Origin of the sequence: Rhizobium indicum, from assembly GCF_005862305.2 — a bacterium.
In the GTDB taxonomy this organism is placed as follows: Bacteria; Pseudomonadota; Alphaproteobacteria; order Rhizobiales; family Rhizobiaceae; genus Rhizobium; species Rhizobium indicum.
This window is the reverse complement of sequence record NZ_CP054021.1, coordinates 1,127,440-1,151,421: the sequence shown is the minus strand read 5'-3', so window position 1 is coordinate 1,151,421 and position 23,982 is coordinate 1,127,440. Positions and strand designations below refer to the sequence as shown.

Annotated in this window: 30 protein-coding genes; 8 read left to right on the top strand and 22 right to left on the bottom strand. The window is 61.6% G+C overall.

What is annotated here, in order from left to right:
* Positions 1-65: 65 nt before the first annotated feature.
* Entirely contained in the window at positions 66-1,433 is a 1,368-nt protein-coding gene (locus FFM53_RS05700) for an aspartate aminotransferase family protein (protein ID WP_138387684.1), read from the top strand.
* A 6-nt stretch (positions 1,434-1,439) separates the two neighbouring features.
* Here FFM53_RS05700 and FFM53_RS05695 read toward each other — a convergent pair whose 3' ends face one another.
* From FFM53_RS05695 to FFM53_RS05680, 4 genes are all read right to left on the bottom strand, one after another.
* The gene (locus tag FFM53_RS05695; protein WP_138387683.1) at positions 1,440-2,927 is read right to left on the bottom strand and encodes an ArnT family glycosyltransferase; all 1,488 of its coding nucleotides are present in this window, start codon (positions 2,925-2,927) and stop codon (positions 1,440-1,442) included.
* Position 2,928: 1 nt separating this feature from the next.
* Positions 2,929-4,428 carry a glycosyltransferase family 39 protein gene (locus tag FFM53_RS05690; protein ID WP_138387682.1) on the bottom strand — a complete coding sequence of 500 codons (1,500 nt, stop codon included), beginning with the start codon at positions 4,426-4,428 and terminating at the stop codon, positions 2,929-2,931.
* Positions 4,429-4,440: 12 nt separating this feature from the next.
* On the bottom strand, positions 4,441-5,457 hold the full coding sequence (locus tag FFM53_RS05685; RefSeq protein WP_138387681.1) for a glycosyltransferase family 2 protein: 1,017 nt from the start codon (positions 5,455-5,457) through the stop codon (positions 4,441-4,443).
* Between the two features lie 137 nt (positions 5,458-5,594).
* The gene (locus FFM53_RS05680) at positions 5,595-7,088 is read right to left on the bottom strand and encodes an ArnT family glycosyltransferase (protein WP_138387680.1); all 1,494 of its coding nucleotides are present in this window, start codon (positions 7,086-7,088) and stop codon (positions 5,595-5,597) included.
* 182 nt (positions 7,089-7,270) lie between these two features.
* On the opposite strand from FFM53_RS05680, the gene FFM53_RS05675 reads away from it, so the two are divergent.
* Positions 7,271-8,233 (top strand): lysylphosphatidylglycerol synthase domain-containing protein, encoded by a 963-nt coding sequence (locus FFM53_RS05675; protein ID WP_138387679.1) that lies wholly within the window; start codon positions 7,271-7,273, stop codon positions 8,231-8,233.
* On the opposite strand, the gene FFM53_RS05670 is transcribed toward FFM53_RS05675, so the two are convergent.
* The 4 genes from FFM53_RS05670 to FFM53_RS05655 are packed head-to-tail and all read right to left on the bottom strand — an operon-like array spanning position 8,201 to position 10,541.
* Positions 8,201-9,442: an RNA polymerase sigma factor gene (locus tag FFM53_RS05670; protein ID WP_138387678.1), complete on the bottom strand. Its 1,242-nt coding sequence runs from the start codon at positions 9,440-9,442 to the stop codon at positions 8,201-8,203. The two genes, FFM53_RS05675 and FFM53_RS05670, sit on opposite strands and share 33 nt — an antisense overlap.
* A gap of 9 nt (positions 9,443-9,451) precedes the next feature.
* Entirely contained in the window at positions 9,452-9,811 is a 360-nt protein-coding gene (locus FFM53_RS05665; protein ID WP_138328434.1) for a YciI family protein, read from the bottom strand.
* A 2-nt stretch (positions 9,812-9,813) separates the two neighbouring features.
* Entirely contained in the window at positions 9,814-10,173 is a 360-nt protein-coding gene (locus tag FFM53_RS05660) for a YciI family protein (protein ID WP_138328433.1), read from the bottom strand.
* Between the two features lie 11 nt (positions 10,174-10,184).
* Positions 10,185-10,541 (bottom strand): YciI family protein, encoded by a 357-nt coding sequence (locus FFM53_RS05655; protein WP_138328432.1) that lies wholly within the window; start codon positions 10,539-10,541, stop codon positions 10,185-10,187.
* Between the two features lie 152 nt (positions 10,542-10,693).
* Between FFM53_RS05655 and FFM53_RS05650 the strand changes: the two genes are divergently transcribed.
* Positions 10,694-10,912, top strand: coding sequence for a hypothetical protein (locus FFM53_RS05650; protein ID WP_246413095.1), 219 nt, complete (start codon positions 10,694-10,696; stop codon positions 10,910-10,912).
* 9 nt (positions 10,913-10,921) lie between these two features.
* On the opposite strand, the gene FFM53_RS05645 is transcribed toward FFM53_RS05650, so the two are convergent.
* The 5 genes from FFM53_RS05645 to FFM53_RS05625 form a co-directional block, all read right to left on the bottom strand.
* Positions 10,922-12,424 (bottom strand): AMP nucleosidase, encoded by a 1,503-nt coding sequence (locus tag FFM53_RS05645; RefSeq protein WP_138328430.1) that lies wholly within the window; start codon positions 12,422-12,424, stop codon positions 10,922-10,924.
* Between the two features lie 171 nt (positions 12,425-12,595).
* Entirely contained in the window at positions 12,596-12,775 is a 180-nt protein-coding gene (locus FFM53_RS05640) for a hypothetical protein (RefSeq protein WP_062944158.1), read from the bottom strand.
* A 212-nt stretch (positions 12,776-12,987) separates the two neighbouring features.
* Positions 12,988-13,284 carry a type II toxin-antitoxin system RelE/ParE family toxin gene (locus FFM53_RS05635; RefSeq protein ID WP_138387676.1) on the bottom strand — a complete coding sequence of 99 codons (297 nt, stop codon included), beginning with the start codon at positions 13,282-13,284 and terminating at the stop codon, positions 12,988-12,990.
* Complete coding sequence (locus FFM53_RS05630) at positions 13,281-13,550, bottom strand: CopG family ribbon-helix-helix protein (RefSeq protein WP_138387675.1); 270 nt, start codon at positions 13,548-13,550, stop codon at positions 13,281-13,283. Before FFM53_RS05630 ends, FFM53_RS05635 begins: the two co-directional genes overlap by 4 nt.
* A gap of 75 nt (positions 13,551-13,625) precedes the next feature.
* Entirely contained in the window at positions 13,626-13,964 is a 339-nt protein-coding gene (locus FFM53_RS05625; protein WP_062944226.1) for a DUF2147 domain-containing protein, read from the bottom strand.
* A 442-nt stretch (positions 13,965-14,406) separates the two neighbouring features.
* Here FFM53_RS05625 and FFM53_RS05620 point away from each other — a divergent pair, with 442 nt between their 5' ends.
* Positions 14,407-14,676, top strand: a complete 270-nt coding sequence (locus FFM53_RS05620) for a sel1 repeat family protein (RefSeq protein WP_003546876.1) — start codon at positions 14,407-14,409, stop codon at positions 14,674-14,676.
* A 135-nt stretch (positions 14,677-14,811) separates the two neighbouring features.
* On the opposite strand, the gene FFM53_RS05615 is transcribed toward FFM53_RS05620, so the two are convergent.
* From FFM53_RS05615 to FFM53_RS05605, 3 genes are all read right to left on the bottom strand, one after another.
* Entirely contained in the window at positions 14,812-15,927 is a 1,116-nt protein-coding gene (locus FFM53_RS05615; RefSeq protein ID WP_138387674.1) for a pyridoxal phosphate-dependent aminotransferase, read from the bottom strand.
* Between the two features lie 97 nt (positions 15,928-16,024).
* Positions 16,025-16,426, bottom strand: a complete 402-nt coding sequence (locus tag FFM53_RS05610; protein ID WP_003558031.1) for a pilus protein PilZ — start codon at positions 16,424-16,426, stop codon at positions 16,025-16,027.
* A gap of 234 nt (positions 16,427-16,660) precedes the next feature.
* Positions 16,661-17,062, bottom strand: coding sequence for a DUF2177 family protein (locus tag FFM53_RS05605; protein WP_138387673.1), 402 nt, complete (start codon positions 17,060-17,062; stop codon positions 16,661-16,663).
* A gap of 161 nt (positions 17,063-17,223) precedes the next feature.
* Between FFM53_RS05605 and FFM53_RS05600 the strand changes: the two genes are divergently transcribed.
* Positions 17,224-17,670 carry a baeRF12 domain-containing protein gene (locus tag FFM53_RS05600; protein WP_062944225.1) on the top strand — a complete coding sequence of 149 codons (447 nt, stop codon included), beginning with the start codon at positions 17,224-17,226 and terminating at the stop codon, positions 17,668-17,670.
* Between the two features lie 47 nt (positions 17,671-17,717).
* Here the strand turns inward: FFM53_RS05600 and FFM53_RS05595 are convergent, their stop codons facing one another.
* The gene (locus FFM53_RS05595; protein WP_138387672.1) at positions 17,718-18,584 is read right to left on the bottom strand and encodes a LysR family transcriptional regulator; all 867 of its coding nucleotides are present in this window, start codon (positions 18,582-18,584) and stop codon (positions 17,718-17,720) included.
* A 92-nt stretch (positions 18,585-18,676) separates the two neighbouring features.
* On the opposite strand from FFM53_RS05595, the gene FFM53_RS36220 reads away from it, so the two are divergent.
* On the top strand, positions 18,677-18,928 hold the full coding sequence (locus FFM53_RS36220; RefSeq protein WP_026158606.1) for a hypothetical protein: 252 nt from the start codon (positions 18,677-18,679) through the stop codon (positions 18,926-18,928).
* On the opposite strand, the gene FFM53_RS05590 is transcribed toward FFM53_RS36220, so the two are convergent.
* A complete protein-coding gene (locus FFM53_RS05590; protein ID WP_018241377.1) occupies positions 18,879-19,211 on the bottom strand; it encodes a hypothetical protein in 333 nt (110 codons plus the stop codon). The two genes, FFM53_RS36220 and FFM53_RS05590, sit on opposite strands and share 50 nt — an antisense overlap.
* 354 nt (positions 19,212-19,565) lie before the next feature.
* On the opposite strand from FFM53_RS05590, the gene FFM53_RS05585 reads away from it, so the two are divergent.
* Together FFM53_RS05585 and FFM53_RS05580 are read left to right on the top strand one after the other, a co-directional pair.
* Positions 19,566-20,006 (top strand): glyoxalase superfamily protein, encoded by a 441-nt coding sequence (locus FFM53_RS05585; RefSeq protein ID WP_138387671.1) that lies wholly within the window; start codon positions 19,566-19,568, stop codon positions 20,004-20,006.
* An 83-nt stretch (positions 20,007-20,089) separates the two neighbouring features.
* The gene (locus tag FFM53_RS05580; protein ID WP_138387670.1) at positions 20,090-21,457 is read left to right on the top strand and encodes an MATE family efflux transporter; all 1,368 of its coding nucleotides are present in this window, start codon (positions 20,090-20,092) and stop codon (positions 21,455-21,457) included.
* 43 nt (positions 21,458-21,500) lie between these two features.
* Here FFM53_RS05580 and FFM53_RS05575 read toward each other — a convergent pair whose 3' ends face one another.
* The 4 genes from FFM53_RS05575 to iolB all read right to left on the bottom strand — a co-directional run bounded on the left by FFM53_RS05575 (position 21,501) and on the right by iolB (position 23,766).
* Positions 21,501-21,662: a hypothetical protein gene (locus tag FFM53_RS05575; protein WP_017959744.1), complete on the bottom strand. Its 162-nt coding sequence runs from the start codon at positions 21,660-21,662 to the stop codon at positions 21,501-21,503.
* A 101-nt stretch (positions 21,663-21,763) separates the two neighbouring features.
* A complete protein-coding gene (locus FFM53_RS05570) occupies positions 21,764-22,600 on the bottom strand; it encodes a helix-turn-helix transcriptional regulator (RefSeq protein WP_138387669.1) in 837 nt (278 codons plus the stop codon).
* A 51-nt stretch (positions 22,601-22,651) separates the two neighbouring features.
* Positions 22,652-22,879, bottom strand: coding sequence for a DUF1127 domain-containing protein (locus tag FFM53_RS05565; RefSeq protein WP_138387668.1), 228 nt, complete (start codon positions 22,877-22,879; stop codon positions 22,652-22,654).
* An 89-nt stretch (positions 22,880-22,968) separates the two neighbouring features.
* Positions 22,969-23,766 carry a 5-deoxy-glucuronate isomerase gene (gene iolB, locus FFM53_RS05560; protein WP_138387667.1) on the bottom strand — a complete coding sequence of 266 codons (798 nt, stop codon included), beginning with the start codon at positions 23,764-23,766 and terminating at the stop codon, positions 22,969-22,971.
* Between the last annotated feature and the right edge of the window lie 216 nt (positions 23,767-23,982).

Sequence of the window (23,982 nt, the reverse complement as noted above, 5' to 3'; positions counted from 1 at the left end):
GGGACAAGGCCAAGCTCCTATCCCATCGACATCAGCCTTTCAATCCGCGAGGGTCTTTACCAATCATGCCCGATTCTTACCCACCCTCGAATCTTGCCGCGATCGACGCCGCGCACCACCTGCACCCCTTCGCCGACATGAAGAAGCTGAATGCCGAGGGCGCGCGTATCATCCAGCGCGGCGAGGGCGTCTACATCTTCGACAATCACGGCAGGAAATATCTCGATGGCTTCGCCGGCCTCTGGTGCGTCAATATCGGCTATGGCCGCCGCGAGATTGCCGATGCCGCCACCAGGCAGATGAATGAGCTGCCCTATTACAACACCTTCTTCGGCACGACCTCGACGCCGGCGACGCTGCTTGCGCAGAAGGTCACCTCGCATGCCGGCGAGCGTTTCAACCATATCTTTTTCACCGGCTCCGGTTCGGAGGCGAACGACACCTGGTTCCGCATGGCCCGCGTCTACTGGAGCGCCGTCGGCAAGCCGTCGAAGAAGATCGTCATATCAAGGAAGAACGGTTATCACGGCTCGACCGTCGCCGGTGCCAGCCTCGGCGGCATGAAATACATGCACGAACAGGGCGACCTGCCGATCCCGGGCATCGTCCATATCGGCCAGCCCTATTGGTACGGCGAGGGCGGCGATCTCTCACCCGCCGAATTCGGTCTCAAGGTTGCCCGCGAGCTCGAAGCGAAGATCGACGAACTGGGCGAGGAGAATGTCGCCGCCTTCGTCGCCGAGCCGGTGCAAGGCGCTGCCGGCGTCATCATCCCGCCCGAGACCTACTGGCCGGAGATCGACCGCATCTGCAAGGCGCGCAACATCCTGCTGGTGACCGACGAGGTGATCTGCGGTTTCGGCCGACTGGGCGCCTGGTTCGGCCACCAGTATTTCGGTGTCGAACCCGATCTGGCGCCGATCGCCAAGGGGCTTTCCTCCGGCTATCTGCCGATCGGCGGCGTGCTCGTCAGCGACCGCATCGCCGATGTGCTGATCAACGAGGTCGGCGACTTCAACCATGGCTTCACCTATTCCGGCCACCCGGTCTGCGCTGCCGCAGCCCTCGAAAACCTGCGCATCATCGAGGAGGAAAGACTGGTCGAACGCGTGCGCGACGATATCGGCCCCTATTTCGCCAGGGTCTGGGCAGCGCTGGCAGACCATAATCTGGTCGGCGAAGCCGTCAGCATCGGCCTGATGGGCGGCCTGCAGCTTGCCGCCGAGAAGAGCACGCGTACCCGTTATGCCAAGCCCGATCAGGTCGGTGCGCTGATGCGCAATCACGCGCTGGCGAACGGTCTGGTGCTGCGCGCCACCGGCGACCGCATGCTCGCCTCGCCGCCTCTCGTCATCAGCCACGCCGAGGTGGACGAGATGGCGAGGATTACCAGGCTGGCGCTGGATTTGGCCTGGAAGGAGCTGAAATCCTGATTGCGCTCAGCCCGGCTGATTGACCCAGGCATAGCCGAAACGATAGCTGTCGTCGCCGCGCCCATAGACATAGGGCACGTCGATCACCGACGCCTGCGGTGCGGACACGCCGAGATTGGCCTGTAGCCATTGAGCCATGGCCGGGGGAAGTGTTTCGCTTCCGCCCTTCTGCGGGAGGAGCCACACCAGGAGAAGCGGTCGCCGGCCGGTAAGATCCGGGTTGAAGCCGGGATAGTCCACAGAGAGGATCGGCACACCGGGAATATCCTGCCTGAGATTACCGGCAAGCAGGCTGTCGTCGGCAAGGATCGCCGCCGGTTCGGCCTGTTTGCGCAATGTTTCCAGCATGCCGGCATAGGGCCTGTTCAGCCGCTCGTAATGACCGGTAAAGCGCGCAGTCGCAACGCTCCCGTAAAGGGCCGCCGGTACGCCGATCATGATGACGGCGAGGATGGGTATAAAACGCCGGAACGCTCTGTCTGTTGTGACGCCTGCGGCCTCGATCTTCAGGCAGAAATAGAGCGGCAGGATGAAGAGCATCGGCACCAGCCAGCGATCCTTGATGCCGGCCGCGCCGCCGAAGACGATCAGAAGCAGAATGCCGGCCAAGAAGACGAGCATCATCCGCTCGAGAAGCCGCGTCCATTCCGAGCCGGAGGCGAGCGCCGGACGAAGGCTCTTGCCGAAAACGATCGCGAACACCGCCACGGTCAATGCGGCAAAGCTGATGGTGGCGAGGGCGAGCGAACTGACGCCCATGGACACCTGCTTAAGATAGCTCGCATCGCCGCTCGCAGTCATCTTCTCCAGCGTGCGTGCGGTGGCGAAATCGAGATTGTCCTTCAGCCAGAAGAGATGCGGCAGGGTGATGACGAGCGCCACCGCCGCCGTCAGCACCAGCCGCCAGTCGAAGATCCGCGGCCGCAGGCGCGCATCGGCCAGCGCGGCAATCAAGGCTGCCGCCGGCAGGATCGCGAAATTGTATTTGGCAAGCAGTCCGAAACCAATGCCGATGCCTGATATCAGGTAGGAGGCAAGGCTCGGCTGCTTCAGGCTGCGAATGAAACCGTAAAAGAAGATGCTGGCCGAGAAGAACACCGCGACCGTGTGAGTCAGGTCGCGCTGCATCTCGAAAGCCATCTGCGGGATCGTCAGCAGCCCGAGCGTGGCGATCGCCACCAGCGCCTTGTCGCGCAGGACAAGCCGCGCGGTCAGGCCGTACAGCAGATAGGAGATGAACAGCAGCAAGTTCTTCACCACCGAAAGCGCGGTCAGCGAGACGCCGGCAAACTGGAAGACGGTGTATTGCAACCAGTTGTAGAACGGCGGCTGCGGGCCGTAGCCGGCGGCAAGCCATTGCGATCGGAAGGCCTGTTCGGCCTCGTCGAGATCGAGCGAATGCGAGGTTGCGAGCCGCACGCCGACCTGGAGCACGAAATAGGCTGCCAGCAGAACGAAGATCCAACTGATGTCGCGACGGTTGCTCTCGGTCATCCTATCTGGTCTCCGGCCGAACCCAGGCGTAGCCGAGCGCGAAATTGTCGCCCTGGCGGCCGAAATAATAAGGAAGCGACAGCGAGCCGATCTCCTGCAGCGCGATGCCGGCCGCCGTCAGCGCTGATGAGAACCGCTCCGGCATGACCGCATCGGCAGCCGTCGCCGTCTGCTTGCCGCGCCAGACGATCAGCACCGGCCCCTTGGCCTCGGCATAGGCCGGAATGCCCGGTGCCGGAAAATCCGGGATCACCACCGGCACATCGGGAAATTGCAGCCGCATGTTTCCGCCGATATAGGTGTCGGAAGCGATCACCAGCGCCGGCTCCGCCTGTCGCGTCATCTCGCGCGAAAAACCCGCCATCGGCACATTCGGCCGGCTGTAAGTGCCGATCAGCCCGGCACCGACGACGCGGAAGCCGAGTGCGATCAGCACGCAAGCCATCAACACCGGCAGCACCAGCCGGAAGCGGCGCAGTCCGGCGGAAAGCTCGAGCCCGGCGGCTTGCATCTTCGCAAGGAAATAGATCGGCAGCACCAGCAGGAAGGGGTCGAGCCAGCGCTCGCGAACAGTCGTCGAGCCGGTCAACAGCACGATCAGAACGATGCCGGCAAGACTTGCGAGCATCATCCGCTCCATCATCCCAGTCCAGCGGTTGCCCGCCGAAAGCGCCCGGACAAAATCCCGGCGGAAGGTGGCGGCGAAGATTGCGACAGGCAGCGCCGCAAAGGCGATGATGGCGACGAGAAAGGCGAGAAGGCCTTTGCCGATCCGCACGGCGCCGGCGGGTTCGCTGCCGGCGGCCATCTTGACCAGAGTGTCGGAGGAGGCGAATGCGAGATTGCCCTGCAGCCAGATCGCGTGCGGCAGGACGATGACGAGCGCAACAGTGATCGCTGCCAGCATGCGCCAGTCGAGCGCCCGGCGTCGCCATTCGGCATCGGGCAGGATGGCGATCAAGGCGACGATAGGCATCAGCGCGAAATTATATTTCGAGATCAGCCCGATGCCGGTCGCAAGCCCGAGCAGCAGGTAGCTCGCCATATCGGGCCGGTCGAGCGTGCGGAAGAAGCCGTAGAGAAACAGCGCGCTAGCAAAGAGCAGCGCCGTCGTGTGGGTCAGATCCTGCTGGGCCATGTAGGAGACCTGGGGCAGGGTGATCAGCGCCAGCATGCCGACGGCGGCAAGCGCCTCGTCCTTCAGCGCGCGCCGCCCGGCAAGGCCATAGAAGAGATAGGACAGGAACAGCAGGATGTTCTTCGGAACGATCAACGCGCCGATCGACATGCCCGTCACCGAAACGACGGCATATTGCATCCAATTGTAGAAGGGCGGCTGCGGGCCGTAGCCCGCCAGCAGATATTGCGAGAAGAAGGATTGCTCCGCCTCGTCGAGCTCCAGCGAATGCGGAAGCACGATACGCAGCACGATGTTGAGCACGAAATAGGCTGCAAGCAGCAGGCCCGCGGTTTTGATCGTCCTCGTCGCGCGCTCCAGCATCGTGCTGCCGGCTTAGGCTTGGCTTTGATCGTCGAAGATCTGCCGCACGATATAATTCGGTGAGGCATCGTCGCGGTAATAGGTGCGCGCGATCATTTCCGCCAGGATGCCGGTGGTGATCATCTGCACCGACGACAGCAGCAGTACCACGCCGACCATCAGCATCGGTCGCGTGCCGATGTCGTTGCCCAGGATGAACTTGTCGAAGCCGAGATAGAGCAGGATCAGCATGGCGAGGGCGCCGAGGCCCAGGCCGAGCGAACCGAAGAAATGCCCCGGCCGCGCCTTGTAGCGCATGAAGAACATCACCGACAGCAGATCGAGGATGACGCGGAAGGTGCGCGAAATGCCGTATTTCGAAACGCCGTGTTCGCGGGCATGGTGGGTGACCGCCATCTCGCCGATGCGCGAGCTCGGGACGACACCGGCGACCCAGGCGGGGATAAAGCGGTGCATCTCGCCCATCAGCTTCACCTGCTTGATGATCGAGGCACGGTAGATTTTCAGGCTGCAGCCGTAATCATGCAGCTTGACGCCGGTGATGCGGCCGATCAGGTAGTTGGCGCACCAGGAGGGGATCTTGCGCAGGAACAGGCCGTCCTTGCGGTTCTTGCGCCAGCCGACCAAGAGATCGAGTTCACGCCGTTCCAGCTCGGCGACCATCGAAGGAATGTCCTTCGGATCGTTCTGCAGGTCGCCGTCCATCGTCGCGATAAGGCGGCCACGGGCGGTATCGATGCCGGCCTGCATGGCGGCTGTCTGGCCGAAGTTGCGCTGCAACTCGACGATCCTGAGCGCCAGCCCCTCGTGTCCGACATACTTCCGGGCGTTGACGAGCGTCGCATCCGTGCTGCCGTCGTCGACGAGGATCAGCTCCCAGCGATGGGGGTAGCTGACCATCGCAGCCACGACACGCTCGACGAGCGGGCCGACGCTTTGCTCTTCGTTGAAAATGGGCACGACCAGCGACAGTTCGAGCGATTGTACCGGATCATTCGTACCGCGAATGGGCTCTACGGTTGTCTGCAACTTTCATCTCCAAAAGGCCGGGCGGCCGAGCAATCTTGAATGCTGCCGCCGCACTTGCGGAAGGCTACTACATGAAGTGTCCGCCGGTTGCCAGCCGGCAATGCCTGTTTCCCGCAATCGGCTGATCTGCCGGGGCGCTATTTCGCGCCGCCTTCCACCCAGGAGTAACCAATGGAGAAGCTGCGTTTGCCGTCACCGAAGAGATAGGGCAGGGTCAGCGTCTTCAACTCTGGCAGATGAATGCCCGATTTGACGAGGTCATTGGCGAAGCCGGGGGAAATTGTTGGATCATCTGCGGTCTCGCCGCGCCAGATAACCAGAACCGGCCCCTTCGCAGCCGCATATTCGGGAACTCCGGGACCGGGGAAGAACGGGATCACGACGGGAACGTCGGGAAACTCCAGCCGCATGTTGCCGGCAACGAACTTGGTTCCGGCCACGATGAGAACCGGCTTGCGGGTCGCGGTCAATTCAGCCACGTAGCCGGAAAAGGGTACGTTCGTTCTCGTATAAGTGCCGATATATTGAATGCCGACGATCCGGAAAAGAAGGATCGACAGGATGACGACCATGAAGACCGGCACCACGGGCCGGAAGCGCGCAAGACCGGCGGAAAGATCGATGTCTGCGGTTTCCAGTTTCAAGAACAGATAGATCAGTAGGACGAGCAGGCATGGGTCGAGCCAGCGCTCGTGGATATCGCTCGCGCCGGCGAAGAGGACCACGCCGACGAAGGCGAGCAGGCTGATGGCCATCATCCGCTCGATCACCCGGATCATCGGGCTGGAAGAGGAGAGTGCGCGAAAGAAGTCGCGCCGGAAGGCGGCCGCGATCAGAACGATCGGCAATGCGACGAAGCCGAGGACGGCGATGACGAGAGACAGCAGTCCTTGACCGATGCGGGGAAGGCCGGCCGGCGCCAGGTGTTCGGCGGTCATCCGCTCCAGCGTCGGTGCAGACGCGCTGAGGAGATTGTCAGGCAGCCAGAGCGCATGCGGCAGCACGATCAGAATGGCAAGGACGGCGGCCGGCAGCAAACGCCAGTCGATGAGACGGCTGCGCCATTCCCGCTCCGGCAGCACGGCGATGAGGGCGGCAAAGGGCAGGATGGCGAAATTATACTTCGAGATGAGCCCGATGCCGGTGGCGATGCCGATGAGGAGATAGCTCCCGATCGTCGGCTGGCGCAGCGTGCGGAAAAAACCGAAGAGGAAGAGCGAGGTTGCAAACAGCAGGGCAACCGTATGGGTCAGTTCGCGCTGTGCCATCAGGCCGACCTGCGGCAGGGTAATCAGGCTCAGCATGGCGACGGCTGCGAGCGAACGGCTCTTCAGCACCTCGCGGGCAGCAAGCCCGTAGAAGAGATAGCAGCCGAAGAGAATGATGTTCTTCGGCACCGAGAGCACCCACATCGATATGCCGGTCACCGAAACGATGGCATATTGGATCCAGTTGTAGAAGGGCGGCTGCGGGCCATAGCCGGCAAGCAGGTATTGCGAGTAGAAGGATTGCTCCGCCTCGTCGAGATCGAGCGTATGCGGCAAGGCGATGCGAAGCGCGATGTTCAGCAGGAAATAGCCTGCGAGGAAAATGCTTGCACTTGTAATGCTTTTGGTAATCCGCTCCAACATCGTCTCCACGTCAAGCCGGCAAGGCGCCACATTTACCGGTCGGCCGCTCGGATCATTGGCGTGGAAGCCTGTTCGCCGCCGCCGCCATCAACTCCGCCGTTGTGCGCAACCTTCATTTCTCCTAAAAGGCCTGGCGACGGAACCGCTGCCTATGGCGACGCCAAGCGAGGAATGCCTACTACATGAAGAGTTCGATCGTTGAAAGCCGGCAATCCTGGTTTATGCGCAATCGCATGACCGTTCTGACGGTCGTCATCGTCGCAGCCTATGGCCTCTTCATCCAATGGTTCTGGGGTTGGCCTGTTATCATCAGGCAGTGGGCCGATGTCGGCGCAGGTCCGGTGATCGGTGCGCTGGTGCTGCTGACGAGCACCTATTTCCTGCGCACCTGGCGCATCTATGATTATTTCCCGAACGAGACAGCCGGCCGGTTCGCGGTCCTCTTCCGCGTCACGCAAATCCACAATCTGCTGAACATCATGCTGCCCTTCCGCGCCGGCGAGACCAGCTTTCCGCTGCTGATGCGCACCGAATTCGGCATTCCGCTGACGCGCGGAACCTCGGCGCTCTTCGTCATGCGGCTGCTCGACCTGCACGCGCTTCTGGCCGCCGCCGGCATCGGCTTTGCCGTCGCTTCAGCCGACGCGGCTGTTGCCTGGTCGCTCTGGACTGTCTTCCTGCTGCTGCCGGTCGCGGCCTTCGCCGCCCGCAAGCCGCTGCTGCGCCTGGCCGCCAGGCTGTTGCCGAACAAGGCGCAGAAATTCGTTGCCGAGATCGAAAACGGCTTGCCGCTCGATAGTGTCGCCTTTGCGCGCGCCTGGGCGATGACCATCGTCAACTGGCTGGTGAAGGTGATGGTGCTTGCCTGGGCGCTCGGCCTGATGGGCGTGCTGCCGATGGCGGCAAGCTTCGGCGGCGCGCTCGGCGGCGAGCTCTCCTCCGTGCTGCCGATGCATGCGCCAGGCGGCGTCGGCACTTATCCGGCCGGCATCACCGCCGGCGCCATCGCCCTGGGCGCCTCGAGCGAGCGGATGGCCTTGGCCGCGCTGGCGCAGGCAAGCGTCAATGCCCACCTGCTGATCATCGTCTCGGCGCTGACCGGCACCGCGATCTCACTGCCGCTCGGACGTCGCGGCAAGCTCTGAAATCCGTCTTCTCAGAAACGCTTGTTCCGGCTCCTGCCGGCAGAGCGACAGCGCTGTTTGATAGGCGGTGATCGCCTCTTGCCTCCGGCCGAGACGGCGCAGGAAATCGGCGCGCGCCGAATGGGCGAGGTGATAGGCCTGCAGCTCCCCGCGTTCCAGAATGGCATCGACCAGCTCCAGCCCCTTCGCCGGCCCCTCCGCCATGGCAATCGCCACCGCGCGGTTGAGCTCGACGATCGGGGAGGGCTGTGCTGATAGAAGCAGATCGTAATAGAAGGCGATCCGTCGCCAGTCGGTCTCTTCGGCAGCCGGCGCCCGGGCATGTTCGGCGGCGATAGCCGCCTGTAGCGTATAGGTGCCGATCTCTCCCGCTTCCATCGCCGCGGCGAGCAGCGCCAAGCCTTCCGTAATCTTCGCATGATCCCAGAGCGAGCGGTCCTGATCGGCAAGCAGCACCAGCGATCCGTCTCCGACGCGGCGGGCGGTGCGGCGGGAATCCTGCAGCAGCATCAAGGCCAGTAGGCCGGAGACGTCTGGATGAGGCAGCAGCGTCAGAAGCAGCCGCGCCAGACGGATCGCCTCCGCGCTCAGGTCGGCGCGGACCACGTCCTCGCCGGAAGAGGCCGAATAGCCCTCGTTGAAGACGAGGTAGATGACGTGCAGCACGCGGTCGAGCCGCGGCGGCAGCGCCTCGCGGCCCGGCACCTCGTAGGGGATCTTCGCCGCCCGGATCCTGCCTTTGGCGCGCACGATCCGCTGGGCCACCGTCGGCGCCGGAATGAGGAAGGCATGGGCGATCTCTTCGGTGGTCAGTCCGCAGATTTCCCGGAGCGCCATCGCCATCTGCGCATCGGCCGGGATGAGCGGATGGCAGCAGGTGAAGATCAGCCGCAGCATGTCGTCCTCGATCGGTTCCATGTCGCCGATCTCCGTTGCGTCGGGCGTGTAGAGGCTGTCCTCGATGTGATGCTGCGAAGCATCGAAACGCGCCCGCCGCCTGATCGTGTCGATCGCCTTGAAGCGCCCAGTGGAAACGAGCCAGGCGAAGGGATTGCCGGGAATGCCGTCTGTCGGCCATGTCCGGGTGGCGGCGGCAAAGGCGTCGTGAAGCGCTTCCTCCGCCCGGTCGAAATCGCCGAGCAGACGGATCAGCGTCGCCAGCACCCGGCGCGACTGCGTTCGGTAGATCTCCTCGATCACACTTTCCAAAGGGGCACCTCAGTCCGGCAGGGTCAGTATCCGCACGGGCCGGAGTTCGACCGCGCCGAAACGCGCCGACGGGATCCGTCCGGCAATCTCCCTGGCTATCATCACATCCGGCGCCTCGATGACGTAGAAGCCGGCCAGGTGCTCCTTCGTCTCGACATAGGGGCCGTCCGTGGCGGAGAGCGTGTTGTTGCGGACGCGCAGCACGGTCGCCTTGTCAGGCATCTCCAAGGCATCGGAGTGGATCATGATGCCGTCGCGGCACAGCTCCTCATCAAAAGCGAAATGCGCTTTGATAAGTTCGTCGGTTTCATCAGGCGTCAGCGTTCCGTCGGTGTCGGTGCTGTTATAAATCAGGCAGATGTAGCGCATGACTATTTCCCATCCTGGATAGCGTAGGTCGGGCGCACTTCGATCGAGCAATATTTGAGGATCGGAAAACTCGACACGATCGTCTTCGCCTCGTCGATATTCTCGGCTTCGATCAGCACAAAACCGCCGAGGTGCTCTTTGATTTCGGCAAATGGGCCATCGGTCGCAGAGACGTCGCCATTGCGCAGGCGGACCGTGATCGCTGTTGACGGTTCATGCAAGGCGAGCGCCACCAGCAGATGACCGCTCTCGCGCCAGCGATTGTCGCTGATGATGCACTCCTGTGTCAGCGCATCCCATTCGGTCTGAGGGACCAGCTTGCTTTTTTCCGTGTCGAACCAGATCTGGCATAGAAATTTCATTTGGTCTCTCCTCACTTAGCTCCGAATTCGTGGATTGGCCGCACTTCGATCGCGCCGAGCATGGCGAGCGGGATGCCCGCGGCAATGCGGATCGCTTCGTTGAGATCCTTGGCCTCGATCAGGATAAAGCCGCCGAGCGCCTCCTTCGTCTCGGCGAAGGGACCGTCCGTCACCGACGTCTCGCCATTGCGCACCCGTACGGTCACCGCCGATTTTGGCGGCTGCAACGCCTGGGCGACGATCATATGCCCGCTTTCGACGAGGTCCTTGTCATAGTTCAAGGAATTGGTGTCGAGTTCGGTCTTCTCCTCTTGCGTCATCGCGTCGAGCACCCCGCCATCGAACCAGACCTGACAGAGATATTTCATCGCGGCAGCCTCCTTGCCCTGTTCCCATAAACATGGACGAACGACCTGCATGCATTTCGACAGCGCCGCGAAAAAAATTGTGCGGACGAGGTGTCGAAATCGCAAGGCAGCACGCGACAAGGCTTCATCGAAACCTGTCGAGGAGAATGGAAATGAGCATTCTTGAAATCGCCCTGGCAAGTCACATCTGGGCACGTCGCCACGAGAAGCGTCAGCTGGTAGTACCCGACGATGCCGATGCGCTGAAGGTTCTCCTGCGCATCGCTTTCGTCGTGGTGGCCTTCACCCTGCTGATAGCAGGGCTGAATCTTGCCGCCGGTAAGCCGCAGATGGTGGCCGAGGGCTCGGCGCCTGTCGTGACGGGCAGATGAGGAAACGGCCTATTGGAAGGCCGTTTCGAAGAAGCTGCGCAGCTTGCGTGAATGCAGCGCTTCCTTCGGCATGGCGGCAAGCTTCTGGACGGCGCGGATGCCGATCTGCAGGTGCTGGTTGACCTGCGTGCGGTAGAAGGCCGTTGCCATGCCCGGCAGCTTCAATTCGCCGTGCAGCGGCTTGTCGGAGACACAGAGCAGCGTGCCATAGGGCACACGGAAGCGGAAGCCGTTGGCGGCGATCGTTGCCGATTCCATGTCGAGCGCGATCGCGCGCGCCTGGGAGAGCCGCTTCACCGGCCCACGCTGGTCGCGGAGTTCCCAGTTGCGGTTGTCGATCGTGCCGACGGTGCCGGTGCGCATGATGCGCTTCAGCTCGAAACCCTCATAGCCGGTGATTTCGGCAACGGCGGCTTCGAGCGCCACCTGCACTTCGGCCAGCGCCGGGATCGGCACCCAGACCGGCAGGTCGTCGTCGAGAACATGGTCCTCACGCATATAGGCGTGGGCGAGAACATAGTCGCCGAGCCGCTGGCTGTTGCGAAGACCGGCGCAATGGCCGAGCATCAGCCAGGCATGCGGGCGCAGCACGGCGACGTGGTCGGTGATCGTCTTGGCGTTGGAGGGGCCGACGCCGATATTGATCATGGTGATCCCGGCATGGCCCTTCTTCTTCAGATGGTAGGCCGGCATCTGCGGCAGGCGGGTGAGGGCGGAATCCGTTTCCGGCGCGTTCGAGCCGGGAAGGGTGACGACATTGCCGGGCTCGACGAAGGCGGTATAGCCGTCGCCGCCCTCCGCCATCAGCTTGCGCGCCCAGCCGCAGAACTCGTCGATATAGAACTGGTAGTTGGTGAACAGCACGAAATTCTGGAAATGTTCCGCATGCGTCGCCGTATAATGCGACAGCCGGGCGAGCGAATAATCGATGCGTTGCGCGGTGAACGGCGCCAGCGGCGAGGGCTCTCCCGGCGGCGGGATATATTCGCCGTTGGCGATCTCGTCGTCGGTGGTGTTGAGGTCGGGCGTGTCGAAGATATCGCGCATCGGAACGTCGACGAAGGCGTTGGTCGACGCTTCTACATGCGCTCCCTCACCGAAGGCGAAGTGGAGCGGGATCGGCGTCGACGATTCTGAGACGACGATCGGAACATTATGGCTCTTCATCAGCAGCGACAGTTGCTCCTTGAGGTAATGCTTGAAGAGCTTCGGCCGGGTGACGGTCGTCGTGTAGATGCCGGGTGCCGTGACATGACCGTAGGAAAGCCGCGAATCGACATGGCCGTAGCTTGTCGTCTCAATGCTGACCTGCGGATAAAATGCGCGGTAGCGCGAGGAGATCGGCGCGCCCTGCGCAAGTTCGCTGAAGCTCTCGATCAGGAACGCCGTGTTGCGCTCGTAAAGCGCTGTCAGCGTCTCGACCGCCTTGGCCGGATCGTCGAAGCTCTGGGGCTGGAAAGGCGGTGGAGAGGATGTGTCGAGGGGCGACAAAAGGGAGATTCGTTTGTTCATGACGCATTATAGAGAGTTGTTCTTGACAAGCAAACGACGCGCGCCGGCGGATTCCGATTTTTTGTCCTCTTCCGCGTCTGCTGCGAATGCCTGTCGCCCAACGTGCGCAGCGGTTTTGAGACGACGACATGCATAAACGAAAGACTTAAAGCGCATCGCGATGCGCTTTACTCACCGCACCGCAGGCGCGCAGAAGGTGCCGTTTCTCTCCAGGCAGGTATAGCTCGCCCCGAAATGCGACTGCGCGCCGCCGCCGCCATCGTGCACCACGACTGCCGAAAACGTGACCGCGAAGATCGCCGCAAACAGTGTGATGATGCTAAGGCGTCTTGCCAGAATATAGTGGTTCATTGCCTTGCCCCCGATACGCAACTCTATCGTGACATGAGTTTTGCCATGCGGTGGCTGAATGAGTGCTGAGATGCCGGTTCATCCGCCGTTCAGCTTGCCGGGCCGGCTCGGGCCGGTCGCCAAGGGTTTCGAGGCATGCCTGCGTCGACATGCTTGGCGTTTTGGAGGATGGCTGCGCAACTGCGTTACGATACGCTTATAAGTTGGTTCGACTAGTCTTCGGCCGGCCAATCCCGCGCGGTATGGATCACCCGCAAGATGACGACGCTTTCGCGTCCCGCGACCGACCGCAGCTCATAGGAAATTATGTAGGGGAGCCGGGTGAGGGATTTTTCATAAGTGCCAGTTATTCGTCCTGGCCGACCGGTTGCAAATTCGCCAAGTTTCTTGCCGGCATCCTCGATGGCGTCCACAACCCTTTCGGCCGCATCGGGGTTGTTCTTTGCGATGTAACGCAGAATTTCCAGATTATCCTGATGTGCTTCCTTCGACCAAAGAACCGGCCTCATCCGCGCGGGGTTTTCCTACGCTTGGCATCCGCGATGACCTTACGCATTTCGGCGACAGCCTGCTCGTGCGGTATAACGCGCTCAGCTTCCGCATCGGCCATGCCGCGCTTGATACCCTCGATGATTTCAAGCTCGCGCTCCACATAGGCCGCTACGGCCTCGCCAGCGAGGAATGATTTGCTGCGTTGCGTGTCGGCCGCAATCCTGTCGAGCTTTTCTTTTACGTCGGGGCGGACCCGAATTGTCATGGTCGTGCTGCCGGCCATTTCGAAAACTCCTGTGTTGAGCTGTGTACACTCTAACACATCCCGGCCGTTGCCCGCTATCCGCCCCGCGTTCTCTCAGAGCCGCGTCCAGGTCTGTGACTTGCAGAGGATCTTCATCACGCAGCCCTGCATCCTCAGCGAATTGCCGGAAATCTTGCCCGAGCCGCTATAGGTCTTCTCGGCGGCCGGGTCGGTGATCTCGCCGGCATAGCTGCCGCCGGTTCCCGCAAGCGTGCCGATCTTCCGGCCGGCATATTTACCGGTCTTCAGCGTCACGCAGTAACTGCCGCCGCAGGATGCGATCACCGCCGTATCGCCGGCGGCCGTCTTCCAGTTGCCGACGATCGGCTCCTCGGCATGCGCGATACCCGCGATGACTGTTATGAAGCCGGCGAGAACGAAGCTGCGGATCATCTTTTCCTCCATGATATCCTTGATCGCCGCGAAAATAACTGACGCGAACGTAAAGGTAAACAGGGTCGATCGCTATCATGTTGACCGGCTGAAAATCACGAGAAAAGCCGTGCGGCGAGCTTTCAAAGATATCGCCTGCTGATTTCATGATGAACGATCCGTTTATTTTCAAATCTGAATCTTTCGTAAAATCCGCTCGAAAATCCTTAATTCGCAGGGAGTCCGATGTTTAACGAAAATCCAATTTTACCAAGTGTTTGCACTTTGTTTGTCTCAAATTAATCATGCATTTTAGGCGTTTTTTGAAAGCCGTTTGGCATAGTGAACCCATCAAACGAGCGGGGCAAACCCGCCGGACCGGAAGGGCCGCAAGCCGCGATAGACGGCAAGGCCTGAAGGTAAAACAGGGTCAGTCATAAACAGGCTAACAGGGATAAAACCGATGGCACGCTTTGAAATGCACAATGCTGAAACGGCCACCATGGGTGGCGACAACAACAGCGCCGATGTCTTCTGCGAAATGGGTCTGATGTATGCGACCGGCCGCGGCTGCGAAGTCGATCTCGTTGCAGCCCACAAATGGCTGAACATCGCCGCAATCAAGGGCAACGACCGCGCCGCCGAGCTTCGTGCCGACGTGGCCGCCGCCATGGACAAGATGCAGCTCGCAGCAGCGCTGCGCGCCGCCCGCGAGTGGATGACGGTTCACTAGAACCGTCTCCGATCAATTCGACAAGAGCAGCAATAACAACCTCAAAAAGAGGGGGCTGGCGGGGCGCTTTGGACGGGGCCGACGCCGGGAGAACGGAACCGCGACCGGATCCTCCACCGGCCGCGGTTCTTCGCTTTATCGGCCGATCTGTTTCAGAACCTGCGGCAGAGCCTGTTCGAGCAGCGCCATATCCGCCTCCGGCCCGACGCTGATGCGGATGCAGCGGTTGAGGGGCGCCACACCAGGCATGCGGATGAAGACGCCGTGCTCTATCAGGCCGTCGACGATCGACCGCGCATAAGCGCCGTCGCGCCCTGTGTCGATCGCCACGAAATTTGTTGCCGAGGGCAGGGGGACGAGGCCGTTCGCCCGGGCGATGCCGCCGATCCGCTCCCGCGCCGCATGGATTTTCCCGACCACCTCGACGAGATAGGCCTGGTCCTTGAGGGCGGCGAGCGCTGCAGCCGTTGCCAGCCGGTTCATGCCGAAATGATTGCGGATCTTGTCGAAGGCCTGCGCCGTGCCTGCCGTCGAGATCGCGTAGCCGGTGCGTGAGCCGGCAAGTCCGTAAGCCTTGGAGAACGTGCGGGTGCGAACGACGTTCGGCAGCTCGATGAGCGAGGAGATCGACGGCAGCGAACCTGCCGGCCCCGTCTCGCTATAGGCCTCGTCGAGCACCATCAGCGTCGTCTCGGGCAGCGCACGGGCGAAAGCGACGATGCTGTCGGCATCCCACCAGCTTCCCATCGGATTGTCGGGATTGGCGAAATAGACGAGCGGCGCATTCTCGCGTTTCACCGCATCGAGCAGCCCGTCGAGATCCTCGCGGTCGTTTGCGTAGGGAACGGTCACCAGCCGACCGCCGAAGCCGGCGACATGGAAATTGAAGGTCGGATAGGCGCCGAGCGAGGTAACGACGGGCGCGCCCGGCTCGATCACCAGCCGGACGATCTGGCCGAGCAATTCGTCGATGCCGCTGCCGATGGCGATATTGGCGGCCGAGATGCCGAGATGGGCGGCAAGCGCTTCCCTGAGCGCGAAATTCTCCGGGTCATTGTATTTCCAGATATTGCCGGCCTCCTCGCGCATCGCCGCAAACACGGAAGCTGCTGGGCCGAAGCCGTTCTCATTGGCGCCGATGCGCGCCGAAACGACAAGTCCGCGCTGGCGCTCGATCGCCTCGGGGCCGACGAAGGGGACTGTGGAGGGCAGGGCGCTGGCAAGAGGTGTAAAGCACGAAAAGGCGGACATGCGACGGCAGTTTCCCGGACATAATGACTATTGGCGAAACAATAGGCCCGGGCACGGCCAACGCAAGCAAGATTATTTCCGCAACGACTCGGCCTGTTCAGGCGCGGAAGATCGGCGCGCGTCGGGCAGCGATTGCTTCCATGTTGCCGACAAGGAAATCGGTACGGACGACGCGGCGCAGAACCTCGGGGTCCATGATGTTGATGAACCGCACCCCGATGCGTTCCTTATGGCGATAGACCTCCGCGCAGCCGATCCGGTAGGCGAGGCCAAGAATGTTGAGATAATAATGCTTCGGCAGGCCGGCCGTGGTCGAGACGATGAAGGTGGCGCCGCCCTGGGAGATATCGATGATCTCGGCGCTTCGCATGGAGACGCCTGTGAGGCACGGCCGGACGGCGACGATGCGGGCTGGCCGTTTGACGCTGAATTCTTCCCAGCGCAGGTCGTAGACAGCGGACTTGACCGTGGCAAGGTGTGTGGCGCGGAGCATAGTCATTCACATTCTCCGTCAGTCAGGACGCATTGGGGGGTTATCTCAATCAAGCTGACCTTGATCTCATTCAGGCTGGCTTAGTCGAGCAACTGGTCTTGATCCCAACCAAGGTCACATGAATGTTTTGCACATTCGTCAAATATAAAATTACAATTTTAACGAGTTCAACCTTTGTTCCCAAGCGGGACGCCTTCATGTTCATTATCGGGACGCGGTTTCCATCCCGTGGCTCAAGTCTCAGCCAAAAAATCTGATGGTAAGATATCCGCCGGCGGCGGTCAGCGCCGTCAGAGCCGTGCCCCAGGCCATGTCGACCAGGCTCATGGCGAGCGGCCAGTTGCGAAGCGTGGCAAGATTGGTGATGTCATAAGTGCCATAGGCTGCCAGTCCCAGAATGGCACCGTGGAGAAACGCGGTGGTGATCGAGCCTGTCGATAGGGCCGGCAGCACGGCAAGCACAACCACCGCGGCGGCGAAGAAAAGGTAGAACAGTGCGCCGACCGCAAGATTGGGCGAGGGCAGCATCAGCGCTCCCAGTTGGTCGCGGTAGAAGTTGCGGGCGATGAGGCCGAGCCATATCCCGTCGCAGACGAGAAGGGTGAGAAAGGTGCCGGCATAGGCGAGCAGTGATGTCTTCATCGTCAATCTCCCGAACTTGGACTTTCTACGCAGCAAGGGCCAGCCGGATCGCCGCCGGTTCGATTTCGGCGCAATTTTCCCGAACTCTTTCAATGGCCAGGCGTTCTGCCTTGATCGATGAAGCACGGCGCGCTTCGAATGACGACAGCGAGGAGTTGAAGATGACCGACGTTAAAATCCCTTGGAAATCATGGGTCGTGGTCTGCAACGGAGCCAAGGCTCTGATCATGCAGAATGCCGGCGATGCCCAACTGATGAACCTGAAGGTGCTGGAAACTCTGACGCAGCCGAGCGAGCCCGACCGCGAAATCGGCGCCGACAAGCCCGGCCGCAGCCATGCCGCCGATGGCTTCAGCCGCAGTGCTGTCGAGGAGACCAACTGGCAGGATCAGGCTGAAGCCCAATTCCTGAAACAGGTCGCGGAAAGGCTGGATGAGCTGGCGCAGGAAAAGGATGTCCGCCGCATCGTCCTCGTTGCGCCGCCGAAAGCACTCGGCGCGCTGCGGCCGGCGCTCAGCGCCGATACGCAAGCAGCGATCTCCGTGGAATTGGCGAAGGACTATACCAATATGCCTGTCGACGAGATCGAGCGGCATCTCGCCGCCTGAGCCGGTTAGCAACCTCAGAGAACGCGGGTCGAACGGCCCGCGTTTTCTTATGTCGCCGCCTTATGCCCGGCAAACAGTTCTTCATGATCGGCAAAGAGCGCCGCCAGGCGGTCGATGACGATCCTGACTTCCGGCCGCTGCCGCTCGTCGTCATGCGCAACTATCCACATTTCGTAGGTCAGTTCGTCGATGACAGGCCCGGCGCGGACGAGCCTGCGCTCCTGATCGCCGATGAAACAGGGGAGCACGCCGCGGCCGGCACCGCCGCGGATGAGGTAAAACAGCATATGCGGCGTGTTCGTCCAGCTGGTGATCCAGGAATCCGGCTGTTCGAACGTCCATTTGTCCGCCGGCGTGATGGCGGTATCTGTGCCGAGCGAGATCCAGTTGCAGTTTTTCTCGTCATAGCCGGCCGCCTGATAGGCCGCATGCGCCACCTTGACCGAACGGCGGATCGCGACGTTGCCGCTCTCCGGTCGGCTGTGGCGAATGGCGATATGCGCCTCGCGATAGGTGAAATCGACGCTGGCGTCGCAGGTCTTGTAGCACATGCGGAAGCTGTCCTTCGGCGTCCAGACGCTGGCCAGATGGTCGGCGACGAAGCGCGAGGTCCAGCTGTCGGCGGCCGTCGAGACGATCGGAAGCGTCAGCACCTCGCCGCGCCAGTCGGAGATCGCACGCGCCGCATCCTGCATCAGCCGGACGCGATCGAGCAGTTCCTGTCCGTCCTTGGCGAGCAGATAACCGGTGGGGCCGCGGCTGAAGAGCGAGCGGCCCGTCACCCGTTCGAGCGCCAGCATGCGCCGGCCGATCGTCGGCGCGCTGAGCCCGGTGCTCGTCGCCGCCGCCGAAAGCCCGCCGCCGGTCGCAACATGGAAGAAAAGTTGCAGGTCGTCCCAGCTCGCATCTTTCATGGATGAAAACCCCCTTTCCCCAGCGCCTCTACATCGGAAGGGCGCGAAGGCTTAGCTCAAGTGCCTGAGCCAAATAGATGGAGAATGCAGCAATGGATCTCAACTGGGTTGTTCTCTTTAGGGAAATCGAAATCGGCAATCGCCGGATCCGCCATGATCCCTTGGCCGATCCGCTCGATCGTCCGGAATGGCGCGGATTTCTCTGGGCTGTTCCGATCATCGCGCGTCTCGCCGCAAGACGGAGCGGCGAAACAAAGGCGACGCGCCGCGATGATTCACGGATCGGAAAAAGCCTCAGGTTTCGAAGTTCAATCGCAACACGTGGTGCAGGAATTCCGGATTGATCAGCATGTTGAAGCTGATCGTCACCAATTCGCCTTCGCGTTTGACCACGGTCGCACCGATCTCGTCATGGATGCCGAGGATTTCGAGGAAGAAATGGCTCGGTATTTCCAGGTTCGGGCTGACTTCGAGCAATGCGCCGGCAAGCGTGATCGTGCGGATCAGGCAGCGCACCTGCGTTCCGGTGCTGAGGTGATGGCCGACGAAGATGATGTTGCCGGGCCTGTCGAGATTGAATTCCCTGTAAGCACGTTCCGGCTTGGGGTGTTCTGTGTCGAGGTGCATCTGAAAGGCCCTTTTAGCCTCCGCTTGTAATACGACAGGATATTACGTGAAGAATGCTGACATTTGCTGAAGAACATCGTTAAGATTGAATCCTTATGTGACAGCCGCGGGAAAATCGCATCGATTTCGTGCAGATTTGCCCCAAAGTTGCGCATTCCCAAGGCAGATGCGCCATTCTTGACATGTCGGCGGCGTTCGCGCATACAAAGGCCGGTTCGAGGCACCGGCCGCTCGCGGATGAAAATCCATGGTGAAGTCCTCGCGATCATGGTCACGGCCCTTTGTGCATGCTGACTGGCGGCAATGCGAGCTCCCATCCACAGTCGAAGAGCATGCCTTGCGAAGGCTCACTCCATGACGACGACCTATCCTGCCATTGACGAATTGAAGGCTCAAGCCAAGCGCCTGCGCCAGGCGATGAACGATCGCTGCACCCCGCTCACCCACAGTGCGGCTCTGGAAATGATTGCCCGCCAGCACGGCGCGCGCGATTGGAATACGCTCGCAGCCCTTGCGGCAAAGCCCAATGCTAGCCCGAAGACGCCGCTCTTCGTCGGCGCGCATATTCGCGGCCGTTATCTCAATCAGCCGTTCACCGGCGAAGTTCTGGCACTTTCGGCCCTGCCGGGCGGCGATCTGCACAGGATCACCATCCATTTCGACGAGCCGGTGGATGTCGTCACCTTCGAGAGCTTCTCGGCCTTTCGCCAACGCGTGAACGCGCAGATCGATGCCGACGGCGTCTCGCCGCGGAAGACCTCGAACGGCGTGCCGCATCTGGTGCTCGATCTCTAGATTGTTTTTGTCCTTTTGAGACCGTCCGGATCCGGATGACTTTTAAGCCGGATCGGGCCCGCCTCATATCGCACGGATTCTCCATGACCGATCCTTCCCAAGGCAATGCCTTTCTCACCGGCTGGCTGCCGGGCGTCTTCATCAGGACGGCGGCACCGATCGTCGCCGTCACCACCGTCAACGGCCTGTTCACCGTCGTCGACGCCTATTTCCTCGGCGCCTATGTCGGTCCGGACGCGCTCTCTGCCGTCAGCCTGATTTTCCCCGGGCTGATGCTGCTGGTCGCCTTGCAATCGCTGGTCTCGAACGGCATGGCAAGCATCCTTGCCCGCCGGCTCGGCGCCGGCGATCGTCAAGGCGCGCGTCGGGTATTTGCCGGCGCGCATGCGCTGGCGTTCGCCGTTACCCTCATCCTCAATCTGGTCTACTGGACGGTGGGGCGGCAGATCATCGATGCCGGTGCCGCCGGCAATACCACTGTTGCCAATGGCGCCAGGCTGTTCATGGGCGCGATGATCACCTGTGCGCCGGTCGGCTTCTTCCTGTCGCTGCATCTCGACGGATTGCGCTGCGAAGGCAAGATCGGTTTCATGACGCTGGTGACGCTGTCGGCCTCACTGCTCAACATCCTCGCCAACTGGCTGTTCATGGCGGTGATGCATTGGGGCGTGCTCGGTTCGGCAGCCGGCTCCATCGCATCTCAATTCGTCTGTCTCGCAGCCGTGCTCGCCTATCGCTGGCGCCGGCCGGCGGCACTCAGGCCGTCCCCGGGGTTGGCTCTTGCCGAATGGCGCGGCATCGTCGCCTTCGGCGCGCCGATGAGCCTCGGCTTCATCGGCATATCGCTGGCCTCGGCCGCCATTCTGCTCAATGTCTCGCTCTGGAGCGTGGCAGACTACGTCGCAACTGTTGCGGCCTATGGCATCATCACCCGGATCATGACTTTCACCTATCTGCCGTTGCTTGGCCTCAGCATCGCGCTGCAGACGATCGTCGGCAACAATCACGGTGCCGGCCTCGGGCTCCGCGTCGGCCGCAGCCTGCAGATCGCCATGCTCGCAGCACTCGTTTATTGCACCCTGGTGGAGATCACCGTCGAATTGCTGGCCGGCCGCCTCGGCGCCGTCTTCGTCGCCGATCCGGCGATCATTGCCGAGGTCAGGCGAATTCTGCCCTGGACGATCGGCGCCTATTTTCTCTTCGGGCAGATGCTGATCCTGTCGTCCTATTTCCAGTCGATCGGCGATGCCCCGCGCGCGGCGATCTTCGGCCTGTCGCGGCCCTATCTGCTCACCCTGCCGCTCACCTTCCTGCTGCCCTTCGTCTTCGGCGAGCAGGGGATCTGGATGGTGCCGGTCTTTGCCGAGGCAGGCATGTTCATCCTTGCCTTCCTCGTGCTGTCGCAGAACGCCAAACGCCGCGGCTGGCGCTACGGGCTTCTGCCCGCCTGAAACGCAAAAGCCGCGCACCCCGGCGCGGCTTGTCTCATGTTGTTTATTCTTTGCCTGCCGAAGCGGCCGATGTCGCAGCTTCGGCCTCATTCAAGGCCTCGGCGCATTCCTGGCAGCAGACTTCGACAGCCTTTCCGCCGAGCTTGACGGTGATGGTCTCCGCACCGAGTTCGCAGTCGCAGGCGGCGCATGTGGTCTTCTTCATCTGAGGATCCTCTGTTGATCGTCCCGCGATCGGGACAAGCTCATAAGATCATCGAAGACCGCATCGTCGCTGTCGAAATCTTTAGCGATTGATGGGAGCTTTTACCTGTGTCGCAACTGCGCCGCGCGTTGGAATTCGGCCGGAGTCTGTCCGAAAGTCTGCTTGAAGGAAGCGCTGAAATGGCTGTGGCTGGAAAAGCCGAGGTCGAGACCGAGCGCCGTCAGATCCTCATATTGGCCAAGCAGATCGAGCGCGCGGGCAAGCCGCAGCCGCAGCTGGTAGCGGTAAAGTGGCGTCGCCTCGACCTGCTGGAAGACCTGGGTGAGATAAACGGGCGAGACGCCCACTTCGGTGGCAATTTCCGAAAGTGTCCAGCGCCGCGCGAGATCGGAGGAAAGCACCAGCTTTGCCCGGTCGACGAGTTTTTGTCGGCCGGCGCTGGCACCCGCCGCATGCGATGTGCGCTCGCCGAGCGAGCGGCGCACCAGCGTCAGGGCCAATATCTCCGCCTCGAGCGTCTCGGCGACGTTGCGGCTGAGACCATGACGCAGAAGCGCAACCAGCGCCTGCGCGCGTGGATCGATCCGCCGGCGCTGGCGGCGGAAGGAAAAGGGCGGGCCGGGCTGTGCCTGCTCCTTCGGCGTAAGCTCTTCGAGCATGGATTCGTCGATCGCCAGATCGATGCAGGCGTCGCCACCCTCGATAGGGTGGCTGATTCGATATCCCTGGCCGGCATTGAAGAACAAGACCTGATTGGCTTCGGCCACCGTATCATTGCGGCCGACATGCCGCATGAAGACGCCGCGATAGGGATAGACGAGGCTCGTCCTGTGGGCGCATTCCTCGTCGCTCCTATGACGGCACTCGCCATTGCAGACGATGTCACGAATAGTGACCATCTTCGTTTTCAGAAGCGGTGCCGTTGAGAACTGCGACATTGCATATTCCGTATCAGACAGGCCAGGACCGATAGTCCTTATAACAGCACTTTAGTAGCGGCTGTAGACGTGAACATCGCTTTCCGCCTGCCCCCTGGAAAGGCCGATATCCTTCAGCTGTTCGTCGGAAAGCTCCATCAACGCATTCAGGTTGCGTCGTTCGTTTATTTTGCCCGCCAGCCAGCGCGCCGCCGTGATGGCGGCAAGGAAGAGGCCGGGCCGCGTAAGACGCGAAGAGCGAATATTTCTGGCCGGTATCGTGAAATTCGAGCTGTGCATGGTGATCCTCCATCCGTGTTTGGATGGAGGCAGTGAACCATCAGCGGCGGTTCCGCGCTGTCAGATTATTTAGCGATCGAACGCGACGCTTACGCTTTCAGCAGCCACTCGTGCTCGGCAGCATTGTGGAATTTCCAGATCCGCTGCGGTCCGGCCATGACGTTGAGGTAATAGAGATCGTAACCATGGCAGGCGGCGCAGGGGTGATAGCCTTTCGGCACCAGCGTCACGTCGCCGTCCTCGAGCGCCATCGCTTCGTCGAGCGAGCGATCGTCGGTGTAGACGCGCTGGAAAGCGAAGCCCTGCGGCGGGTTGAGACGATGATAATAGGTCTCTTCCAGGAAGCTCTCGTTCGGCAGATCGTCCTGATCGTGCTTGTGCGGCGGGTAAGAGGAGGTATGGCCGCCCGGCGTGATCACCTCGACGACCAGCAGCGAATGCGCCGAGCTATCGTCCTCCGGCATGATATTGTTGACATAGCGCACATTCGTGCCCTTGCCGCGCGTCACCTGCGGGTGCGTGCCGGGCGGGATGGCCTTTGCCTGATAGGTGCCGCCGCCGGGTGCGGAGCAGACGGCGAGCTCCAGATCGGTCTCCGCCGTCACCGACCACGTCGATTCCATCGGGATGTAGAGCGCATGCGGGGCGCCTTCGAACGGGCTCATCCGGCCGCCGAGCGTGCCGAAATCCTTGGTGCCGGCAGACGCTTTGCCCTTGCCGGTCACCCAGACGAGGCAGACTTCGCGATCGCCCGTCTCTCCCGAGACGGTTTCGCCCGGCTTCATCCGATGCAGATCGAAGCCGACATAGGTCCAGCCGGCATTTTCCGGGGTGACATGCGTGACGCGGCCATGCGTGCCTGATGGTTTCACCTTGAGATTTGGCATTGGTGTTTTTCCTCGTAAGTTGGCGGGTGCGGCCCCCTCATCCGGCTGCCGCCACCTTCTCCCCGAGGGGAGAAGGGACATGCTGCGCCGCTTCCATTCCCCTTCTCCCCACCGGGGGTCCGAAGGACGGGTTGAGACCGGTGGCTTAACCCAGGCAAAGGTGCCCGTAGGGCGGATGAGGGGGTTCTTGCTCCAGCAGTCCGGAAAGACGAACTC